The sequence below is a fragment of the Mycobacterium sp. genome, assembly GCF_044223235.1.
Classification (GTDB): Bacteria; Actinomycetota; Actinomycetes; order Mycobacteriales; family Mycobacteriaceae; genus Mycobacterium.
Map to the genome: position 1 here is coordinate 1 of NZ_JBGAME010000015.1, position 17,232 is coordinate 17,232.

At 66.6% G+C, this 17,232-nt stretch carries 16 protein-coding genes and 6 pseudogenes; 7 read left to right on the top strand and 15 right to left on the bottom strand.

Features of this window, described 5'->3' with window-relative positions:
- Positions 1-210 precede the first annotated feature (210 nt).
- Positions 211-855, bottom strand: a pseudogene (locus ADBZ6K_RS17370) (Orn/Lys/Arg family decarboxylase); the annotation flags it as partial.
- Positions 856-1,163: 308 nt separating this feature from the next.
- On the opposite strand from ADBZ6K_RS17370, the gene ADBZ6K_RS17375 reads away from it, so the two are divergent.
- Genes ADBZ6K_RS17375 through ADBZ6K_RS17385 form a run of 3 tightly spaced genes read left to right on the top strand, consistent with a single transcriptional unit; the run spans position 1,164 to position 2,550 of the window.
- Complete coding sequence (locus tag ADBZ6K_RS17375; protein ID WP_526348890.1) at positions 1,164-1,580, top strand: phage holin family protein; 417 nt, start codon at positions 1,164-1,166, stop codon at positions 1,578-1,580.
- Positions 1,577-1,876: a DUF3618 domain-containing protein gene (locus ADBZ6K_RS17380; protein ID WP_526348892.1), complete on the top strand. Its 300-nt coding sequence runs from the start codon at positions 1,577-1,579 to the stop codon at positions 1,874-1,876. The genes ADBZ6K_RS17375 and ADBZ6K_RS17380 overlap by 4 nt, the downstream gene beginning before the upstream one ends.
- Positions 1,858-2,550 (top strand): UdgX family uracil-DNA binding protein, encoded by a 693-nt coding sequence (locus ADBZ6K_RS17385; protein WP_526348894.1) that lies wholly within the window; start codon positions 1,858-1,860, stop codon positions 2,548-2,550. The genes ADBZ6K_RS17380 and ADBZ6K_RS17385 overlap by 19 nt, the downstream gene beginning before the upstream one ends.
- A 28-nt stretch (positions 2,551-2,578) precedes the next feature.
- Here the strand turns inward: ADBZ6K_RS17385 and ADBZ6K_RS17390 are convergent, their stop codons facing one another.
- From ADBZ6K_RS17390 to ADBZ6K_RS17410, 5 genes are all read right to left on the bottom strand, one after another.
- On the bottom strand, positions 2,579-2,920 hold the full coding sequence (locus ADBZ6K_RS17390; protein WP_526348896.1) for a PRC-barrel domain-containing protein: 342 nt from the start codon (positions 2,918-2,920) through the stop codon (positions 2,579-2,581).
- The gene (locus tag ADBZ6K_RS17395) at positions 2,907-3,317 is read right to left on the bottom strand and encodes a PRC-barrel domain-containing protein (protein WP_526348898.1); all 411 of its coding nucleotides are present in this window, start codon (positions 3,315-3,317) and stop codon (positions 2,907-2,909) included. The genes ADBZ6K_RS17390 and ADBZ6K_RS17395 overlap by 14 nt, the downstream gene beginning before the upstream one ends.
- Entirely contained in the window at positions 3,314-4,543 is a 1,230-nt protein-coding gene (locus ADBZ6K_RS17400; RefSeq protein WP_526348900.1) for an NRAMP family divalent metal transporter, read from the bottom strand. Before ADBZ6K_RS17400 ends, ADBZ6K_RS17395 begins: the two co-directional genes overlap by 4 nt.
- Positions 4,543-4,959 (bottom strand): hypothetical protein, encoded by a 417-nt coding sequence (locus ADBZ6K_RS17405; protein WP_526348902.1) that lies wholly within the window; start codon positions 4,957-4,959, stop codon positions 4,543-4,545. The genes ADBZ6K_RS17400 and ADBZ6K_RS17405 overlap by 1 nt, the downstream gene beginning before the upstream one ends.
- Before the next feature lie 103 nt (positions 4,960-5,062).
- Positions 5,063-5,614, bottom strand: a complete 552-nt coding sequence (locus ADBZ6K_RS17410; RefSeq protein ID WP_526348904.1) for a hypothetical protein — start codon at positions 5,612-5,614, stop codon at positions 5,063-5,065.
- A gap of 50 nt (positions 5,615-5,664) precedes the next feature.
- On the opposite strand from ADBZ6K_RS17410, the gene ADBZ6K_RS17415 reads away from it, so the two are divergent.
- Positions 5,665-6,432: an endonuclease/exonuclease/phosphatase family protein gene (locus tag ADBZ6K_RS17415; protein WP_526348906.1), complete on the top strand. Its 768-nt coding sequence runs from the start codon at positions 5,665-5,667 to the stop codon at positions 6,430-6,432.
- A 55-nt stretch (positions 6,433-6,487) separates the two neighbouring features.
- Here ADBZ6K_RS17415 and ADBZ6K_RS17420 read toward each other — a convergent pair whose 3' ends face one another.
- Entirely contained in the window at positions 6,488-7,153 is a 666-nt protein-coding gene (locus ADBZ6K_RS17420) for an ANTAR domain-containing protein (RefSeq protein WP_526349087.1), read from the bottom strand.
- Positions 7,154-7,879: 726 nt separating this feature from the next.
- On the opposite strand from ADBZ6K_RS17420, the gene ADBZ6K_RS17425 reads away from it, so the two are divergent.
- Entirely contained in the window at positions 7,880-8,146 is a 267-nt protein-coding gene (locus ADBZ6K_RS17425; protein ID WP_526348908.1) for a hypothetical protein, read from the top strand.
- 56 nt (positions 8,147-8,202) lie between these two features.
- Here ADBZ6K_RS17425 and phoU read toward each other — a convergent pair whose 3' ends face one another.
- The 4 genes and pseudogenes from phoU to ADBZ6K_RS17445 form a co-directional block, all read right to left on the bottom strand.
- A complete protein-coding gene (phoU, locus tag ADBZ6K_RS17430; RefSeq protein WP_526348910.1) occupies positions 8,203-8,847 on the bottom strand; it encodes a phosphate signaling complex protein PhoU in 645 nt (214 codons plus the stop codon).
- A 218-nt stretch (positions 8,848-9,065) separates the two neighbouring features.
- Positions 9,066-9,245, bottom strand: coding sequence for a DUF2795 domain-containing protein (locus ADBZ6K_RS17435; protein ID WP_526348912.1), 180 nt, complete (start codon positions 9,243-9,245; stop codon positions 9,066-9,068).
- A gap of 271 nt (positions 9,246-9,516) precedes the next feature.
- A pseudogene (locus ADBZ6K_RS17440) lies at positions 9,517-11,050 on the bottom strand (FAD-dependent oxidoreductase).
- Between the two features lie 109 nt (positions 11,051-11,159).
- Positions 11,160-11,594, bottom strand: coding sequence for an STAS domain-containing protein (locus tag ADBZ6K_RS17445; protein ID WP_526348914.1), 435 nt, complete (start codon positions 11,592-11,594; stop codon positions 11,160-11,162).
- Between the two features lie 406 nt (positions 11,595-12,000).
- On the opposite strand from ADBZ6K_RS17445, the pseudogene ADBZ6K_RS17450 reads away from it, so the two are divergent.
- Positions 12,001-13,017 (top strand): annotated as a pseudogene (locus ADBZ6K_RS17450) (DNA topoisomerase IB); the annotation flags it as partial.
- A 75-nt stretch (positions 13,018-13,092) separates the two neighbouring features.
- On the opposite strand, the gene ADBZ6K_RS17455 reads toward ADBZ6K_RS17450, so the two are convergent.
- From ADBZ6K_RS17455 to ADBZ6K_RS17470, 4 genes and pseudogenes are all read right to left on the bottom strand, one after another.
- Positions 13,093-14,334: a glycosyltransferase gene (locus ADBZ6K_RS17455; protein WP_526348916.1), complete on the bottom strand. Its 1,242-nt coding sequence runs from the start codon at positions 14,332-14,334 to the stop codon at positions 13,093-13,095.
- Positions 14,335-14,476: 142 nt separating this feature from the next.
- A pseudogene (locus ADBZ6K_RS17460) lies at positions 14,477-15,497 on the bottom strand (CheR family methyltransferase); the annotation flags it as partial.
- Positions 15,498-15,590: 93 nt separating this feature from the next.
- Positions 15,591-15,698 (bottom strand): annotated as a pseudogene (locus ADBZ6K_RS17465) (sulfate transporter); the annotation flags it as partial.
- 642 nt (positions 15,699-16,340) lie between these two features.
- Positions 16,341-16,529 (bottom strand): hypothetical protein, encoded by a 189-nt coding sequence (locus ADBZ6K_RS17470; RefSeq protein ID WP_526348918.1) that lies wholly within the window; start codon positions 16,527-16,529, stop codon positions 16,341-16,343.
- A gap of 363 nt (positions 16,530-16,892) precedes the next feature.
- Here ADBZ6K_RS17470 and ADBZ6K_RS17475 point away from each other — a divergent pair.
- Positions 16,893-17,135, top strand: a pseudogene (locus tag ADBZ6K_RS17475) (cysteine hydrolase family protein); the annotation flags it as partial.
- Positions 17,136-17,232: the final 97 nt, after the last annotated feature.

A 17,232-nucleotide genomic window follows, 5' to 3' on the forward strand; every position in this document is an offset into this window, starting at 1 on the left:
CAGCCGGTGGTCCAGCGCGGGTTGACGCCGGCGCAGGGTTTCCAGCCGGTCGAGCACCGTGAGTTGCTCGGGGTGGGTCAGGGATTGCAGCGGCAACGCGCCCAGCGTGTCGAACGCCGCATCCAGCGCGTCCAACGCTGCGGTCGCCGCCACCAACTCCATACATCGAACACTAGTTCGAGGGTCCGACAAATCTGGCTCGGGGAGAAGCTAAGCGACGACCTTGATGTGCCGCATGTCAGGATCCGCGGCGTCGGGCAGCGTCATCCCCGCAGTCGAGCCTGAAACGAGGTAGTCGACAACAGCGTCGTCAAGCCTCTCGCCGGGAATCACGGCGGGGATGCCGGGTGGATAGGGCGTGATTTGTTCTGCGGCTACCCGCCCGGGTGCCCGCTCTACGGGGACGATCTCGGTCGGCCGAAAAAGGCGTCCCGGGGCAGAATGACCGTCTCCAACTCGAGCTCACGCGGTGATGGCAAGTCGATCCGGGGCGGGCGATCGAATTTCGCGCGCCGCTTGCCGCCACGCCGTCAACGCGTTGAGCAACCAATCGGCGGTGTGGTTGGCGTCGGCGAACGAAAACTTCGCCATCTTCCGGCTGTGATCGGGCTCACCCAGGTCGAGCTGACAGTTCTCCCGGATCCAGTCCACCCCCTGGTAGCCCGAAGTCCCCGTGGCGGCGATGTCCATGAGCACCTGCAACCGGTCCAGGTCGTGCGATCCTTGCACGCCGAGCAACTCCTCCTCCATCACGTCGATGTCGGGAATCTGAGCCACTCGCTGGCGCACATCCCGGGCGAGTTCCAATGCGGCGCCGAGTAATTCGTGACCCTGCTCGACCATCTGCCGCCGCCAGGCAACGGTGCCGCGGCCGAAGCGGCACCGCAGTTGTTCCAACCGGGCCGGCGCCGGGCGTCGGCTTGTACCGCGCCGAGCACCCATACGACCGTTCGGCGTCGCGCGATTGGTCCGGCGGCCACGGACGCGAGCCCCGGATCAGTCAGCGCCCCACTGCGTGCGCTCCGGTCAGACGCGGTGTGTTGCCAGGCACGGGTCAGGACTGCCCGGGCGTCCAGCACTCAAACGGCCAGCAATGGATGGTGGTTTAGCTTCCGCCTCGGTGGGCATGCTGCGCAAGGAGCCGCCCGGGAAGGAGCGCAACCATGTCGACTTCCGGATCGTCGACGCCGGCCACGCACGTCGCCGCACAGTCGACAGCCGCGTTGCTCAATGACTTGTCACGCCAGACATCTCGACTCGTGCGGGACGAGATACGTTTGGCGCAAAAGGAACTGCAGCTCAGCGCCCGGCACGCAGGACGTGGCGCGGGTCTGGCGGGTGCCGCCAGTTTGCTGGCCGTGCTCGGCTTGGGGACAGCGGTCGCGTCTGTGGTGGCCGCGCTGTCGCTGGTGCTGGCCGTGTGGCTGGCGGCCGCGATCGCGGCGGCGGTGCTGTTCGTGCTCGCCGGTGTCGCGGCAGTGCTCGGCCGACGACAGATGAAGGAGATACCCGCGCCGGCAGAGGAATCCATCGACAGAGTGAGGCGTGACGTCGAGGTGATCAAGGAGGCCAACGCATGATGGTTGCAGGTGACGGATCCCTCGGCCCAGAGCCGGGGACCGACGCAGGTGTCGGCGAGCTGACTGCCGACATCGAACGGACCAGGGAACAACTCGGCGAGACCGTGTCGGCACTCGGCGACAAGTTGGACGTCAAGGGCCGCGCCCAGCGGAGTGCGGCGGAGGCCAAAACCGCCGTGGTGCAACGGACCCATCAATTTGGGCGGCAACTCGACAGCCATCGAGTGCTGTACGGATCAGCCGCGGTGGGGCTGCTTGCCGCGGTTGGGGTGCTGGTGTGGATGCGCCGGAGGTGACTGCCGCGGCGCGCAAGACGCAAGGGGCGGCGCGGTTCGTCCCGGACTCCACGGATCTGGATCACCTCGCCGAGGCGGTACGTCGATGTCGCGGCTGCGAGCTGTACCGCGATGCGACGCAGGCGGTGTTCGGCGCGGGTCCTTCGAGCGCTGCCATGATGCTGGTGGGCGAGCAGCCAGGGGACCGTGAAGACCGCGCGGGCAGCCCGTTCGTCGGGCCCGCCGGGCGGGTTCTCGACGACGCACTGGGGGACGCGGACATCGACCGCGGCCGGGTGTACCTCACCAACGCCGTCAAACACTTCAAGTTCAGCCGCGTTGCCGGCGGGAAACGTCGAATACACAAGACTCCGAGCCGGACCGAGGTGGTGGCGTGCCGTCCGTGGCTGTTCGCCGAACTGGGCGCCATTCGGCCTGAGGTAGTGGTTATGCTCGGTGCTACCGCAGCGAAATCGTTGCTCGGCAGTAGTTTTCGGTTGACCGCTCACCGCGGCGAGGTTTTGCGGCTTCCGCCGGACGCCAGACCGGCTGCGGTGAATCCAGACGTGGTGGTATCGATACATCCGTCGGCGGTGCTGCGGATGTCGACCGAGGACCGCGCCGCGGCGTACGACAGTCTGGTCAGCGATCTGCGGTTCGCCGCGTCGCTGCTCGGCGCACCGCATCGTCGATAGCCGGGGACGCCAATTGACCCGCGGCCGCTCAGTCGTCGTCGCGTAGCAGCGGGCTGTACCGCGCGTATCGGTCGTGCAGCGTCACGGTGTCGGGTCCGATGCGGGCGACGTCGTCCCATCGGGCGAGGAAGGTGCCGCGATGTAGCCAGCGTGCGCCCGCAGCCAGCAGCAGTGGACTGCGGGCATCGGTGCGTTCATAGCCGAGGTAGGATGACCGGGACCGTGGACTGATGACGAGCCCGACCAGTGTCGGTGCCGCAGGCCGGTCCTCGAGGTCACCGGAGAGAACGAGCCGGACATCGATCACGGTGCCGACGCGGTGATCGTGCGAATCGCGCACCTCCGACCCGAGGATGTCACTCAGTCGCATGACAACCCCCAGGGATGCGGCTGATTACGTTGTCGCGCAACCATTTCTCCAGCCACTGCGTGTCGATTGACACGTCGCGGCTGCTTAGTTGCACAGTGGTGCCGACCTTCGTGACGAGCCCCCACGGCAGGGCTTGTAGCTGGGCGGGGGGTGGCTTGCCCCCCAGCGTGCGAGTGAGTACGACGCGTCCGGTGATGATGGCGCTGACGCGCGCCGGAGTTGTTCCCGGGGGGATGTCGTGGTCGGGTTCGATGCCGTCCAGCTCGAGATCGTCGACGATGCCGACGGGATCGTCCTGCGCGTCGATGAGCTGGCGGTCCAGCAAATGCAGTCGGGCGTCCAGCACGGTGCCGTCCTCGCGCGGCGCGTCGGATAGTCGATGATGCGATGATGTCATTGACCTGCTCCCGTAACGATCATGAGCGGAATGGCGGCCAGTGAGGCCGCCAGGATGATGACGAGATATACCGACGCCGCCGCATTGGTGAGTCGTCCGTTGACGTGGGTGCCCATGTAACCGGGATCGTTGGCCACGATGAGGATCGGCAGATAGGTCAGCGGCAGTGCGATCGCCGAGAACACCACTGAGTACTCGGTCACGAGGATGGGATCTGTGCCGGTGAAAAGGACTGCGGTGCATGCTATTACGACGACGAGCATGACGGTGTGGAAGCGGGCCGCCTCGGCGGGCCTGCGGAACTTGCCCCACGTCCATCCGAAGAATTGGGCGACGGTGTACCCCGAGGACAGGGTGGTCTCCAGGGCGGCCCCGAAGGTGGCCGCCGCGATGCCGATGATGACGAAGGCCAACGCCAGTTGGCCGCCCGCCGCCACCACGGGCATGGTGATCTGGGACAGCGTTGTCACCTCGATCTGCGCGGGCAGCAGCACCACCGCCGCGCAGGTGGCGATCGCCACCGAGAGCAGCCCGCCGAGCGGGAAGCCAGCCAGCACGTTGAGTCGGGATGTTCCTAAATCTTTGGTGGTCCAGTGCTCTTCGACCGCGCCGGAGGAGAAGAAGAACACCTCATAGGGTGTCATGGCCGCGCCGAAGAGCGCGATCGCGAAGTACCAGTAGGTCGCCGCGGATTCGGATTCGGGGATCGTCGGCACCAGTGCTTGGTGCGACAGGTTCGCCCAGTCGGGTTGTAGCAAGAACACACTGACTGCGAACACGATCAAGAACAACCCCAGCACGCCGGTGACGTTTTCCATCACCGAGAACTTCACCCGCCAGATCACGACCCAGACCGCGAACGCGGCGACCGGGAACCACAGCGTCGGGCCGACGTCGGTGGCCAGTTGCAAAGCCAGTGCCACGCCACCGATTTCGGCGGTGACGGTCATCAGATTGATGAAGAACGAGGCGCCCAGGTTGGCGGCGGCCGCTCGCGGACCCAGCCGTTCGCGAATGATCTCGAAGGTAGCTCGCCCGCTGACGGCGGCCACTCGGCCGGCCATCTGGGCGTACAGACAGATGCCGAGCACACCGACGGGGATCACCCAGATCAGCGCCAACCCGAATCGCGACCCGACCACCGCATTGGTGACCATATCCCCGATGTCGAGGAATCCGCCGATGGCGGTCAGGACGCCCAGCGCCATCGCGAAGATCTTCTTCATCAGCGGTACTCGCGCTCCAGGCCGTCGGCGGTGTCAAGGATTTGGCGCCGGAGGACGTCCGGGTCCGGCTGGCCGGGAAGCGCACGGACAGCGGCGCTGGCGGAATTGAGCATGTCGACGAGCCCAGCCGTGGACCGGGTCAGCAATCGCTGCCGAGCGGCGTCGATGGGATCCACCGCCTTGAGCACCGCGACGCCACGGTACGTCTTCACCACTTCGTCACGGGCATCGGACAGCTGCACGCACGCGAGATTTCGCGTCGTCCGCCCTTGTGACCACAACTCCAGCGACAGTGCCGCCGATCGCGCGGCTGACTGCGTCTCCTCCTTGGCGGCGGCCAACTGCCCGGGCATGCCGTCGCGATTGGCCGGGCAGCTGGTCAGGATGAAAACCACTACGGCCGCAATCACACCCACGATTGATGCGACGCGCACCACCGGCCGGCACCGCCGAGAACAGCGGCTCATCGGTTTTAAGTACCCGTCAGCGCGGCGGGCTAACCAGTTGTGCGGGAAGTGATCATCGATCCGTGAGACCGAGGCGGTCGGCAAGCACGAGAAAGGCTGCGGCGTAGTCGTTGTCGGCGGTGTCGGCTCGTAGGGCAGCCCAGTCGACCCGCTCACGCACCGCGCGCGCCGCAGGCAACAGCAGTGTGAAATCGCAGTAGTGCTCATCCAGCGCGCGCAGCTTCTGGGTCAACACCATCGTCGGCGTTAACACCTTGATGCGCAACGCCAGCACTGGCCGCTCGCCGACGACTGCCAGCGCGGCGGCGTTCACCGCCACACCGTTCAGCCGGTGGAGTACGTCGACGACCGCATCACCGAGGCGGGCCTTCAGCAGCCAATCCTCGACCGGACGTTCGATGTCGAACCCGGCCTTGGCCAACGTCTGCGCGGCCGCTTCGGCCTCCGACTCGGCCACGACCAAGTCCACGTCGTGGGTGGGTTCCGGACCGCCGTACACCCACAGCGCATAGCTGCCCGCCAGCGCGAAGTCGGGGCCGTCTTCCTTCAGCGCAGACGCAGATATCCGCAGCGCCTCACGCAGTCGATGCTGACGGGTGCTCATGACGCGTCATTCGGTGGTGCGGATCGGACCATGGTGGGTAAGTGATACCCATGCGGGTCGCGACATTCAACATTTTGCACGGGCACGCCCCGGGCGCCGGTGTGGACGTGGATCGGCTGCGGGCATGCGTAGGGCATCTCGACGCCGACATACTGGCGCTGCAGGAGGTCGATCTGGATCAGCCGCGGTCGGGATCGGCGGATCTGACCGCGGTGGCGGCCGAGGCGATGGGTGCGGTGGCGCACCGGTTCGTCGCGGCCATCTCGGGCACACCCGGCGCGACGTGGATGGCGGCCACCAGCGCCGAGCAGCCCAGGACGTCTGCCTATGGAATCGCGCTGCTGTCGCGGTTCCCGGTCGCCAGCTGGCAGGTACTGCGACTGCCGCGCATTCCGTTCCGGTTTCCGATGTACCTGGCCGGTCCCAACCGGGTGATGGTCGTGGACGAGGAGCCCCGCACCGCGGTGATCGCCCGCCTGGACACGCCGTTGGGCGCGCTGACCGTGGCCAACACACACCTGTCTTTCGTGCCCGGCTGGAACCGGGTCCAGTTGCGGCACCTCGTCCGCGACGTGCGTGGTTTCCCGGGACCCCGGCTCCTGCTCGGCGATCTCAACATGGAGCCGGAGGCCGTCGCGCGCTGGACGGGGATGCGAAGTGTGGTGTCGGCGGCCACCTTTCCCGCCGATCGGCCCCGTATACAGCTCGACCACATCGTCACCGACCACGCCGGCGTGGCGGTGCGAGGCTGGGCGACACCGCAGATGCCGATCTCCGATCACCGTCCACTGGTTGTCGACGTCGGCGTCGAGCGGTGATCTCGCGAAAGTGGGTTCGACGCGCTGCCAGGGGTGCCGTGGGATCTCGCGGCGGTTACCTGCCCCTGCGACGGTCGAGCTTGATGCGACGGCCGAGGTTGACGAGTCTGTCGGCGACGTCGACGAGTTTGGTATTGGACTCCTGGGACAGTTTGCGCAACAGATCGAATGCCGCGACGGCGTTGAGATCGAACCGTTCCATCAGGATGCCTTTGGCCTGGCCGATGATATCTCGGCTGGCAAGCGCACTGCGGAACTGTTCGTGGCGCCGCATCATGTTCCACGCAACCGTGGTGTGTGCCGCGAAGATCAGGCCCAGCTCGATCGACTCCTCATCGAACGCGTGCGCCGGTTCGGCAAGGAGGTTGAGCGCGGCGAGATTCTGTGGGTCGCCGAACAACCGGAACGAGACGACGGAGCGCACCGGGGTCCGGCTGATCACCGCATCCCGGTATCGCGGCCAACGGGTGTCAGTGCTGAGGTCGTCGATGCTGATGACGTGCTGGTGCCACGCCGCCGACAGACAGGGTCCTTCGCCGACCTCACGCTGGATGTCGTCGAGCAAGCCGGCGTACGGATGGGTGGCGGCCAGCGATGCGACACCGTGGTCGCCCTCGATGAGGGTGACGCTGGCGTATTGGGTTCCCGGCACCGACGCGACGGTGGCGGCGTTGATCTCCCGTAACACCGACTCGAAGTCGCCCGCCACCCGATGCTGCATGGCGTCCACAAGTTCGACGACCTGATAGATGCGACGGCGCTCGTCGGACCACTCCGGCTGCGGTTTGGAGATGCTCGGCCACACGCTTGGTTGTTCACACGGCATAGCTACTCCTTTCCGCCGCAGACCGAGGGGGGCACCATGTTGTTTGTTGTTGTTTTGATCACTTTAGCTCGGTTATTGTGTGGTTTGTCCCCATTCCGCGGGCTCGAGCCTGCGTGTGCGGCTGGGTGAGGGCCCGGCTCTGGCTGGCTCCCGACGACCTGGATGGCCGACCCAAACGCGGTGACTGCACCGCGTGCCGGCACCAATGCGAGCTGCGCCGCAACCCTTTCCGTTCTTGTAATAGGGTTGCCTTCATTGCGACCCGCCAGAGCGGATGCTAGGTTCTGTTGGTCACGACGCCAGTCCACCCAAGCCAGTTGGTGGTCCGGGTTCCTCGGAGCCCGCAAACCAACGATTGGGGGTGCGATACGTAGAATTCGGCCAGTGGGCGCTCATCAATCGTTACTCGGCCACTTTGGCCGAGTGTCACGGTCGTTGCAATGGGCTGTGATTGCGCCCAAGTTGATCGATCCCCGGTGTTGAGGTGGTGGCCATGGTGCGTCCACTCAGATCCGGTCCGTCGGTGGCGTCTCGTTCGTCTGTAGAGGGGTAGGCGAAAGCGACGCCAGACGGTGGTGTCCTCGGTCATCGGAATCCATTCGAAGCCAAAGGAGTTCAGACATGGCGTCTCCTTTCGCAGCGCCGTCCCCGGTTCGCCCAACCAGTCAGCTCATCCGTGATGTGCGCAGGGCGGTGATCTACGAGTACCGCCACGGTGCCTATCCCACCGACATGTCGGACGATGTCGCGGCGTATTTAGCCGACGGCGGTCTCGTCAACGCCTTGGTCGACCTGGAAGCGGCGCTGGCTGCACTGGAGGAGCGCGACGATTCGTCGGCAAGCAAACTTCGATGGCTCCTGCCCTTGCTGTATCCGCCGCGGCACTGACACCCAATGCGGCCCAAGGCGGCGCTGCCGGACGCGACCGCCTCCGGAAACGGCGCTCAAACGCGCAACGTTCCTGTCGACCGGAAGATCACCCTGCGTGCGATCTCGACGGCATGGTCGCCGAAGCGTTCGTAGAACCGGCCGAGCAGGACCAGGTCCGCCGCAGTTGCCGCGTCGTAGCGGCACCCGTGTTGCATGACCCGCTCGAACAGGGCTCTGTGCAGTTCGTCCATCGCCTCGTCGGCCTGGCCGAGTCGGTCGGCCCGCACGGGATCATCGAGAACGATCGCCTCACCGGCGGCCTCGGCCAGACCACAGGCGATCCGGCCCATCTCTGCGAAGAGGTGACGCATATCGTCTGGAATGGCCGGCGAGGGGTGATGGCGCCGAGCCAGGCGGGCGACATGCGCCGCCAGCCCTCCCATCCGGTCAGCATCGGCCGCGATCTGCACGGCCGCCAACACGGTTCGCAGGTCACCGGCGACCGGGGCCTGACGGGCCAGCAGCAGCAACGCCCGGCCTTCGACATCGACGTAGCAGCGCCGCAGCTTGCCGGGAACGGCGATCGCCTGGTCCGTCGCCTCCAGGTCGCTGTTCAGTAGCCCGCGGGTCGCGTGGTCCATACCGACGCAGGCCAGTTCACACATCGCGGCCAGATCGGCGGTCAATTCCTCCAGCTGGCGATGGAATTCGACGCGCATTCCTCACTCTATTCGTCGTCGGAGAAGGGCCGGACTGCATGCATCACCGGGCGCCCACACCGCTGCGACGGTGGGGGTACCCCCAAACCGGGCGGATTAATCCCGCTTTGTGTCGTGCGTTCCGTCCCGGGCCGAAGTCTGCGCAGGTTTGTGCGCACGCGGCGGACCCCAACCCGCATGCAGATTCGCTGCGAAGCTGACCAGGGTCGGGCTCAGGCTCAGAACATCGCCTTCTGCACCTCGTCGGGACCGCCGTACTGCTGCTCGGGCAGCTTCCCGAGATCGTCAAGGACGTCTTCATCCGCGCCGTTGTAGCGGGCGCGTTCGATCAGGACTGTCTTGGTGGCGGGGTAATTCACACCGGACAGCGATTTCTGCACATCAATCGGATTTGGCATAGCTCGCACGTACCCCTTGCCTGGAGTTGAAACCGTCGATCGATGATGAATTTCGCAGGTGGGTTGGGATCCGCGTCAGTTCCGTCAACGGTCGCCGCCGGGATCGAGACCGTGCCGCAGGCTGACGCGATGGATGCGCTCCCCGTCCGGTTCGCCGAGCAGCGTGTCTTTCACCTTGTTCCTGCGGCACGTTTCGGCGGAAGCAATGGAACTGCTTTCACGGTTGGCTCACCGCCCTCCGCATCGGCGGTGCCGTCCATCGTTCGCCCCGTCAGCCGGTCTGAGCACGGCAGGACAGACCCCTGGTCGCGGGGCCCTCCAGCACGCTGCCGTCCGGTGCGAGCCGGGAGCCGTGCAACAGGCACTCCCACGCGTGGTCGGCGTCATTCCACGCGACGATGCCCCCGAGATGCGGGCAGACCGGTGAGACGGTGCGCGATGGACGCCGCCGACCACGCTGTCGCCGCAGCAGTCGCCACGGCGGTCCGCTGACGACCCCTTCGCCGTCGGACGGCGGGTCCGATGCCGACGCCAGCGGCGCCAGCCAGCCCTTGGCGAGGTGCAGCCCGACCATGAGGTTGGCCTGAGCTGCGGTCGACACACCGGCAAGGTCATGCGCATGCCAGCTGGCGAACGCGCGCGCCCACTCCACGTGGCCGCCGAGCACCCGCGCGGCCAAAACCAGTGCCGCGGCAACGCCGTTCGACATCCCCCATTTGTCGAAACCCGTTGCAAAGAGTATCTTTTCGCACCTGGGCAGCAACGGGCCGACGTAGGGCAGTTCGCCCACCGGTGTGTAGTCCTGCGCCGACCAGAAGTGGGTTCGGACCGCGCCCGGATAGTGCAGCGCGGTCCAGTGGGCCAGTTCCGTGATCGCGCGCGACGGTGTGTCCGCGCGTCCAACCGGGTGGCCGGCGCCGCCGCCGATCAGTTTGACTCCCGTCGGAGCCGGCGTGTAGCGGACCGACCGGGTGGGCGAGTCGACGGAGATGAACATCGCTCGGATGATGTCGCCGGGTACGTCGAAGGCCATGCAGTAGGAGCGGTGCGGCACCAGCCGTGCGAAGAACAGGCCGCGATCCAGGATCGGTGTCCCCGTCGCCAGCACGCAGTGCTGGCCGGCGATCCTGAACTGGTCGTTGTGGCCGTCCTCGGCAACTGTTGATGTCCGCACCGCGACCACCGGCGGGCCGGCGCGCGAGATCGACGTCGCTCGCACACCCTGCAGCAATGTCCCGCCGTGCGTCTCGAGTTCCACGATCAGGCTGCCGAGAACCGGCATGGGATCAAACTGCGCCTGGTTGCGCAGACAGACCCCTCCGTGGAAGGGGAAGGGAACGTCGGCCTCCTCGAGCCACTGTGCGTCGAGTCCCGCTTCCCGGCAGGCCGCTAGCGTCGACCGCGCGGCGTCGATTCCGCCTGCGTGCTGGGCGAAGGCGTGGTCGTCCTCCCGCTGCACGCTCACTCGATGCCGCTCGCAATGCCGCAGTTAACCAGTCACGCCCCTCGGTGTTTCCGGTGACGTAGTCACGCAGCACCTCATGTCCGTGTTTGGCGGCGATGCGCGACAGCTTGGTGCCCTGCAAAAGGCTCACTTTTCGCGTGGTGTTGCCCGTCGTGCCCGCGCCGCCCACATGCCGCGCCTCGACGACCACCACCCGCTTTCCGGCGCGAGCCAGCAGTACGGCGGTGGTGAGTCCCGTGATTCCGGCACCCACCACCACGACATCGGCCGTGCGCACCTCGTCGGCTCGCTCGGCGGACGCGACGGATTCGACGCGGTCGGCGGTCCACAGCGAGGGCATGGCGTGCAGTTACCCGGCGGGCGACAGATCAAACTCCCGCGCCCACACCGAATCACGGTGGCGACCGACCCCGTATGTGGTCCCGTGGAACGGGGGATCAGTGGGAGCGCTACCAGAGAAGCGGCGCCTGCGGTGTCGCCGATCGAAGCCTGCGGGTCGCTTCGGCGACGGAGTCCGCGGTGCGAAGACGATGTTCGCAACCGATGACATCTAGCAGTCGGTGCACCGTGGGCCCGTCCACCAGCACCGACGCCGCGCTGGAACGGCACTGCTCGTCGAACTGAATCAGGGTCCGAAGGCCTTGGACGCCCAGGAATTCGAGCCCGCGCAGGTCGACGACCAACCGGCACCCCGCCGCGGTGAAGCGGTTCAGGGTGGCGCTGAAGTCACCGGCATTTGCCGCGTCGATTTCGCCGCTCACGGTCAGCACCGACACCGTGGCCTCGGTACGTACGGTGATCGTCGCACCATGGCCGGACGGCTCACCGAACAGCGAGAGGGATTTCCGAAACGATATTAAGACTGTTGGCCTATACACGGTCATGAACACTCCCGGCCGAAGAATGTCCGATGTGTTCTCGGACATGCCGCCCAGCCAGGCCCTACCCACGAAAACACCCCGCCGGCGGCGATTCGCAGGCTGTGAACTCAACCTACTTCGATGATAGACCCGCGCCCGCCGGCTGACGTGGCGCTTTCCGACAAAGGCGTCCCCGGCACGGTGGGTGCCGATCACCAAAATAACTGCGGCACAGTCAGTTCCGCACTTCCCGGCGTCGACCGGCTTGCGGCCCTCCATGCCGCCGACTCGGGCGCCGCGGCGCAGGCCGTAACCCGTGACGAGCAAGCCTGTGTATTCGCGCCCTTCGGCAGGTGTGATTCGGGCCCCGTCCGGCAACTCCTCAGCCAGCGCGGAAGAGTGTCGCGGAAGAGTGTGAGGAGACGCGGGCATGCGGTTGCGGCGTAGTGCGCTGGGCGGTCCGGGCATCACCCGGGCACGTCGAGGCAAGGGGTTCACCTACTACGGTCCGGACGGCGGGCCGGTGTCCGACCCGGCGACGCGGCAGAGGATCGACGACCTCGTCATTCCGCCGGCGTGGAAGCGGGTCTGGATCTGCCCCTATCCCAATGGGCACATCCAGGCGGTCGGGACCGACGCCGCCGGCCGCCGTCAGTACCTCTACCACCAGACGTGGCAGCAGGAACGGGCAGAGGAGAAATTCGACCGGGTGCTAGTGATGTCGGCCCGGCTGCCAGCATGGCGCGCCGGTATCGGCGACGACCTCGACGGCAGGGGGCTACACCGCGACCGCGTGCTCGCCCTGGCGCTGCGTCTCCTCGATCGCGGTTACTTCCGGCCAGGTGGCGAACAATACGCCGAGGAGAACGAGTCCTACGGCATCGCGACCCTGCTCTGTGAGCACGTCACGGTCCGTCATGACACCGTGGCGTTCGACTACCCGGCAAAGAGCGGTGTGCGCCGCCGCGTCGAGGTGGACGACCCCCAGGTGATCCGCGCGGTTCGGGCGTTGATGCGCCGTCCCGGCCGCACCGAACGGCTGCTGGTGTGCCGCGACGCCGGTGACTGGACGCCTATCCGGGCCGAGGACCTCAACGCCCGGTTCAAGAAAATGGTCGGCGAGGAGTACAGCGTGAAAGATTTGCGGACCTGGCACGGTACGGTCCTGGCCGCGGCGGCGTTCGCGGCCGCCGATCCGCCGACGACGAAGAAGCTCGTCAAACGGGTCGAAGCGGCCGTCATGAAAGAGATTTCCGAAGCGTTGGGCAATACGCCCGCCGTGGCGCGATCGTCCTACGTCGATCCGCGGATCGTAAAAGGCTACGAACGGGGGATGACAATCGCCGCAGCGGTGCGCCGGGCCGAACGGACCCGTCGGCCCGATGCCGCCCGGGCCGCGCTGGAGAAGGCCACCCGCACGTTGATCGGCCGGATCGCCAGGAGTGACCGGAGGGCATCCGCTCTGCGGGCAGCCTCAGCGCCGCCCGCACAGCCGCGTGCCGGCAGGGCGGGTATCAGTAGATCAATTGTGCGCGGCGCGGCGCGCACACCCCGACCGGGAAACGGCCACCCCGAGGGCCACCTGCCGATAGACCGCCTCGAAATCCACCGCGATCCGAGCCCACGCGTAACGCGATCTGGCCCGCGCCCGCCCGGCGGCGCCCATGCCCTCGCGCTGGAACCGTTGGGCCTGCAGTGTTTTCAGTGCCACCGCCAGGTCGGCAGGACTGCCGACGGGCACCAGCAGCCCGGTCACCTCGTGGACCACGACGTCGGAAAGCGCGCCGACATCGGTGGCGACGACGGCCACACCGCTGGCCATCGCCTGCAGAGCCGCGGTCGCCCGCGGCGCCGAGCGCGGCGTGCACGCCACCACGTCGGCCGACCGCAACAACCGCGGCAATCGGTCGGGCGGCACGGCGCCCAGCAGGCGCAGCCGGTTGGCCACGCCGAGCTGCCCGGCCAGCCGTTGCAGCTCAGCCCGCGCCTGCGTCGACCCCGCCTCAGCGTGACCAGTCTCGGCGACCAGTAGTTCGCTCTCTGCGAGCTTCGGCATTGCGCCGACGACGTGCGCAATGTCGTTGAGGTGCAAGGCGTTCGGTGCGAAGCACCCGATGCGAATCAAGGCGGCGCGGCTGGCGGCCGGACCGACGGGACTGAACCGCTCCACATCAACACCGCCGGGCACCAGCGACAACCGAGCACGGCTACGCCGCAGCACGGACAGTGCGTTCAGGTCGGCGGTGCAGCCCGCCGTCACCCATGTCGCGACGCGAGCCAGGACCGGCTCGATGCGGACCCGCTCCGCTTCGGCGGGCACTCGGACGCCGGCGTTCTGACCCGTCGGTGCCGCAAGGCCGTGGAACGTCTGAACCGTGGGGAGCTGCTGGCGTCGCGCCGCCAGCTGCGCCGCCAATCCCGGCAGCCAGCCGTAGCCGTGCACGACGTTGGGCGAGTTCCGCTCCCAGGCACGGCTCATACACCCGGCGAACTCCGCCGTCAGGGGTAGAGCGTCGCTGGCCGCCAGGGTTGCCGAAGGACCGGCGGACACCCCCACCACCCGGTATCCGTCCCGTTCGTCGAGCCGCCCGGCGTCGGCCCCTTCCTGGCCGCGTACGTACACCGTGACCTGATGTCCGCGCACGGCAAGTGCGGCTGCCAGCGCGCCCAGCCCGTCGCCTCCGTCGCTGTCGCCGCCCACGAGCGCAATCGCCATCGGCAGATCGAGACGGTCACGCGGATGGGTGCTCACCCCCTCGGACATGACGGGGGCTGTACCCGGGGGCGTGCCTGCTCAAACGTGCCCGGCGGTTCACTTCGCCTCGTGTGAATGCGTGTTTCGTTTCGCGGATACTCACCCAACCCCCGTCGTTCGGACAGGGCATATCACCGTGTTCACGCGAGCACTCGTAGGCCGTTTCGAGTCGCCGGTTGGTCTGCACGACCTTGTCGAGCAGTGCGCGGGTGGCCGTCACGTCGAAGAACACGATCGACACGCCGAGCAGCCCATTGTCGCTATCGACGAGCGGGTTGACATGGATCTCGAACCAGACCGTGTCGGTGCCGGGGCGCTGCCACTTCACGTCCTGGATGCGCGCGGGGCGGCGCTCCACCTTGGCCTGCTCGATGAAGGCACGCAGCTCGACCGGCCGATATGACACCTCGAGGTCGCGCAGAAGTCGGCCGATGTCACGTGCGGAGAGCCCGAAAAACGGTTTCCGCCTGCATATTGATCATGGCGACGGTGTCGTCACCGGTGACAACGATCTGCGCCACGGGGCTGGCCCGGAATGCCAGCTCGCGCACGGTGGTCAACCCGGGCAGATCGCAATACCGGTCGTAGAAGGCGGCGGGATCGTAGCGGTTGGTTGCATTCTGGGGACCCACAACCTTTCGGAAGATGCGGTGCTTGAGGTTGAGTGGGTCGCTGTGGCTCAGCAGCATCTCGGCGTGCCCGAGGAGCAGCGTGCCATGGGCCGCGAGCCCGAAATGCAGGCGGCCCAACACATTTCGCTGTGTCTCTGCGTTGAGGTACATCAGCGTATTGCGGCACACCAGCAGGTCCACGCGCGAGAGCGGCGCGTCTTTGACCAGGTCGTTGCGTCCGAATATCACCCCACGGCGTAGGTCCTTGTGAAACACATACCGTCCGTTGACCTGCCCGAAGTAGAGGCTCAGCAGATCGGGCGGCACCGATTCGACGGCCTTGGCGCCTCGTAGGACGCGGTGCGCGCCTATCCCGGAAGAAGGCCGTGACATTGATCAGAATGGTGTTGAACAGCGAGGCAAATTCGTCGGAGCTGGCCTGCAGAACGTCGAGGTACTCCTCGAAGGTGTTGTATCCCGCGTGATCCATGCGGTGACGGACACGGCGCATCAACGACGTCCGCTTGTAGCCCGTGAAGTCGAACTGCGGGCGTCCCGCATCTAACGCAACAGGGCTTCGAAAGCTTCGTCGGTGGCGTCGTCCATGATGTCCAGTCCGTCAGGGCATTACGAGAATCTGCACACTACTCGCGCTCACAGCGCGCTCTCAGCACCGACCACCGCCCAGACCGTCTTGCCGCTGGGTGTCGGCATGCTGCCCCACGCCCGGCACAGCGCGGCGACTAGCGACAATCCGTGCACCGCCTCGGCGCCCCAGCAGCCGTCCTCGTGGCGGCTGACCGGCACTTGGCTGTGGTCCTCCACCGCGATGGTGGACGTGTCACCGCTGCTCTCCACGATCAGCGACAGGGCGCCGTCGGTGTGCTCGAGCACGTTGTCCACGAAGACCGACACCACAGTGGTGGCCGTCGTCGTCAACTCCTCCAGGCCCCAGGCTGTGAGCCAATGGCGCACCAGCGCGCGCGCCAGTGCGGAGCTGTCCGGCGTCATCGGCAGTTCGGCGCGGGCGCGCCGCCAGGTGCGGCCGTTCCTCTCGGCGAATGCACGAAAGGCCTCCTCCCGCGACGTGTACACCGGGGACGTAGCGGCTTACACCGTTGGCCGAGATTGCGGCGCGCCCGGTTTCGTTGGTGCACACCAGAAGGACGGGGACGTCGGGCCAGATACTGACATGCCAACGCGCACTGGTGAACACCGACCATGCCGAGGGCCACGGCACCGCCAGGCCGCTGACGTCGACCACCACTGCGATGGGCTCGTCGAGGGCGGCCTTGATGATCGTGTCACGAAGTTCGCGGTAGGTCCGGGTCGAGCGTGCCCGCGGCGACAAGCAGGGCCGCGGGTCCCAGTGGTAGCTCCGCGATGTGGATCATCGAGCGGGGGTCAGGCATCGTCCTCTCCATGCCAGGGACCGGTCACCGCGAGCCGTTCGGTCAATACGGCCAGTGCGTGTTCGGTCTCCTCGGCCGTCGCCCGGTAGCGCTCGGCGAACATCCCGGAGGTCACGGTTTCGGCCAGGTGCCGCGCCAGCCTGGACTTCTCCTGAAGGCTGCGGACCGCCCCACAAAGCACCCTCGATCTCGGTGTCGCGCGCATTCAGCAGCGCCTCGCCGGTCCACGCGTGCCCGACCCGGCACCGGAAGCCCGCGGTGCTCAACGACACCAGGGAGCCGTTGCAATCCGGGCATGTGTAGCCCGACGGCGGACCGAGCTGTTGAGTGCCGAAATCGGCCGAGAATGGCGCCTTCTTCGCGATGCGGTTCTCCATTTCCATGGTGAGATCTCGCTCCATGTGGTGATCCTCGATATCTGAGATATCTCGCTGCGCCAAATCGCTGAGCAAACGCGCCAATATCGGCGGCCGGCGACCTGATGGTTGAGTACGCCGGCGTTGTGCGCCTTGGTGGGCAGCGTCGGAAACAGTGCGTCCTCGGGTACGCGACGTCGCTGGACTACCTGTTGCGTCAGTTGAACACCCGGCGGGTTGTGCTGACCGGACAAGTCACCGAGCAGTGCATTCTGTATAGCGCCTTGGACGCCTACATCCGCCATTTCGAGGTGGTCGTACCATGCGATGCAGTGGCTCACATCGACTCCGAACTCAGCCATGCGGCCCTGCGCATGATGGAAAGGAATATGGGTGCCGCCATCGTGGACGGTGCCGACTGGCCACGTTGAGTCCACCCGCCGATGCTGCGCTTTTCGCTCAAGACGTTTCGTCCCAGCGCCGGCGGGGTATTCGGCGTAGTCCCGATTTAAGGAGTGTGGGTGGCGT

What these genes read in the sequence shown, in the direction of transcription:
- ADBZ6K_RS17420 (WP_526349087.1), bottom strand. Translation starts at nt 7,153, where the DNA reads ATGCAGCATCGGGTGGCGGGCGACTTCGAGTCGGTGTTACGGGAGATC.
- phoU (WP_526348910.1), bottom strand. Translation starts at nt 8,847, where the DNA reads ATGCGCGTCGAATTCCATCGCCAGCTGGAGGAATTGACCGCCGATCTG.
- ADBZ6K_RS17410 (WP_526348904.1), bottom strand. Translation starts at nt 5,614, where the DNA reads ATGAGCACCCGTCAGCATCGACTGCGTGAGGCGCTGCGGATATCTGCG.
- ADBZ6K_RS17455 (WP_526348916.1), bottom strand. Translation starts at nt 14,334, where the DNA reads ATGTCCGAGGGGGTGAGCACCCATCCGCGTGACCGTCTCGATCTGCCG.
- ADBZ6K_RS17400 (WP_526348900.1), bottom strand. Translation starts at nt 4,543, where the DNA reads ATGAAGAAGATCTTCGCGATGGCGCTGGGCGTCCTGACCGCCATCGGC.
- ADBZ6K_RS17390 (WP_526348896.1), bottom strand. Translation starts at nt 2,920, where the DNA reads ATGCGACTGAGTGACATCCTCGGGTCGGAGGTGCGCGATTCGCACGAT.
- ADBZ6K_RS17425 (WP_526348908.1), top strand. Translation starts at nt 7,880, where the DNA reads ATGGCGTCTCCTTTCGCAGCGCCGTCCCCGGTTCGCCCAACCAGTCAG.
- ADBZ6K_RS17395 (WP_526348898.1), bottom strand. Translation starts at nt 3,317, where the DNA reads ATGACATCATCGCATCATCGACTATCCGACGCGCCGCGCGAGGACGGC.
- ADBZ6K_RS17415 (WP_526348906.1), top strand. Translation starts at nt 5,665, where the DNA reads ATGCGGGTCGCGACATTCAACATTTTGCACGGGCACGCCCCGGGCGCC.
- ADBZ6K_RS17435 (WP_526348912.1), bottom strand. Translation starts at nt 9,245, where the DNA reads ATGCCAAATCCGATTGATGTGCAGAAATCGCTGTCCGGTGTGAATTAC.
- ADBZ6K_RS17380 (WP_526348892.1), top strand. Translation starts at nt 1,577, where the DNA reads ATGATGGTTGCAGGTGACGGATCCCTCGGCCCAGAGCCGGGGACCGAC.
- ADBZ6K_RS17375 (WP_526348890.1), top strand. Translation starts at nt 1,164, where the DNA reads ATGTCGACTTCCGGATCGTCGACGCCGGCCACGCACGTCGCCGCACAG.
- ADBZ6K_RS17445 (WP_526348914.1), bottom strand. Translation starts at nt 11,594, where the DNA reads ATGACCGTGTATAGGCCAACAGTCTTAATATCGTTTCGGAAATCCCTC.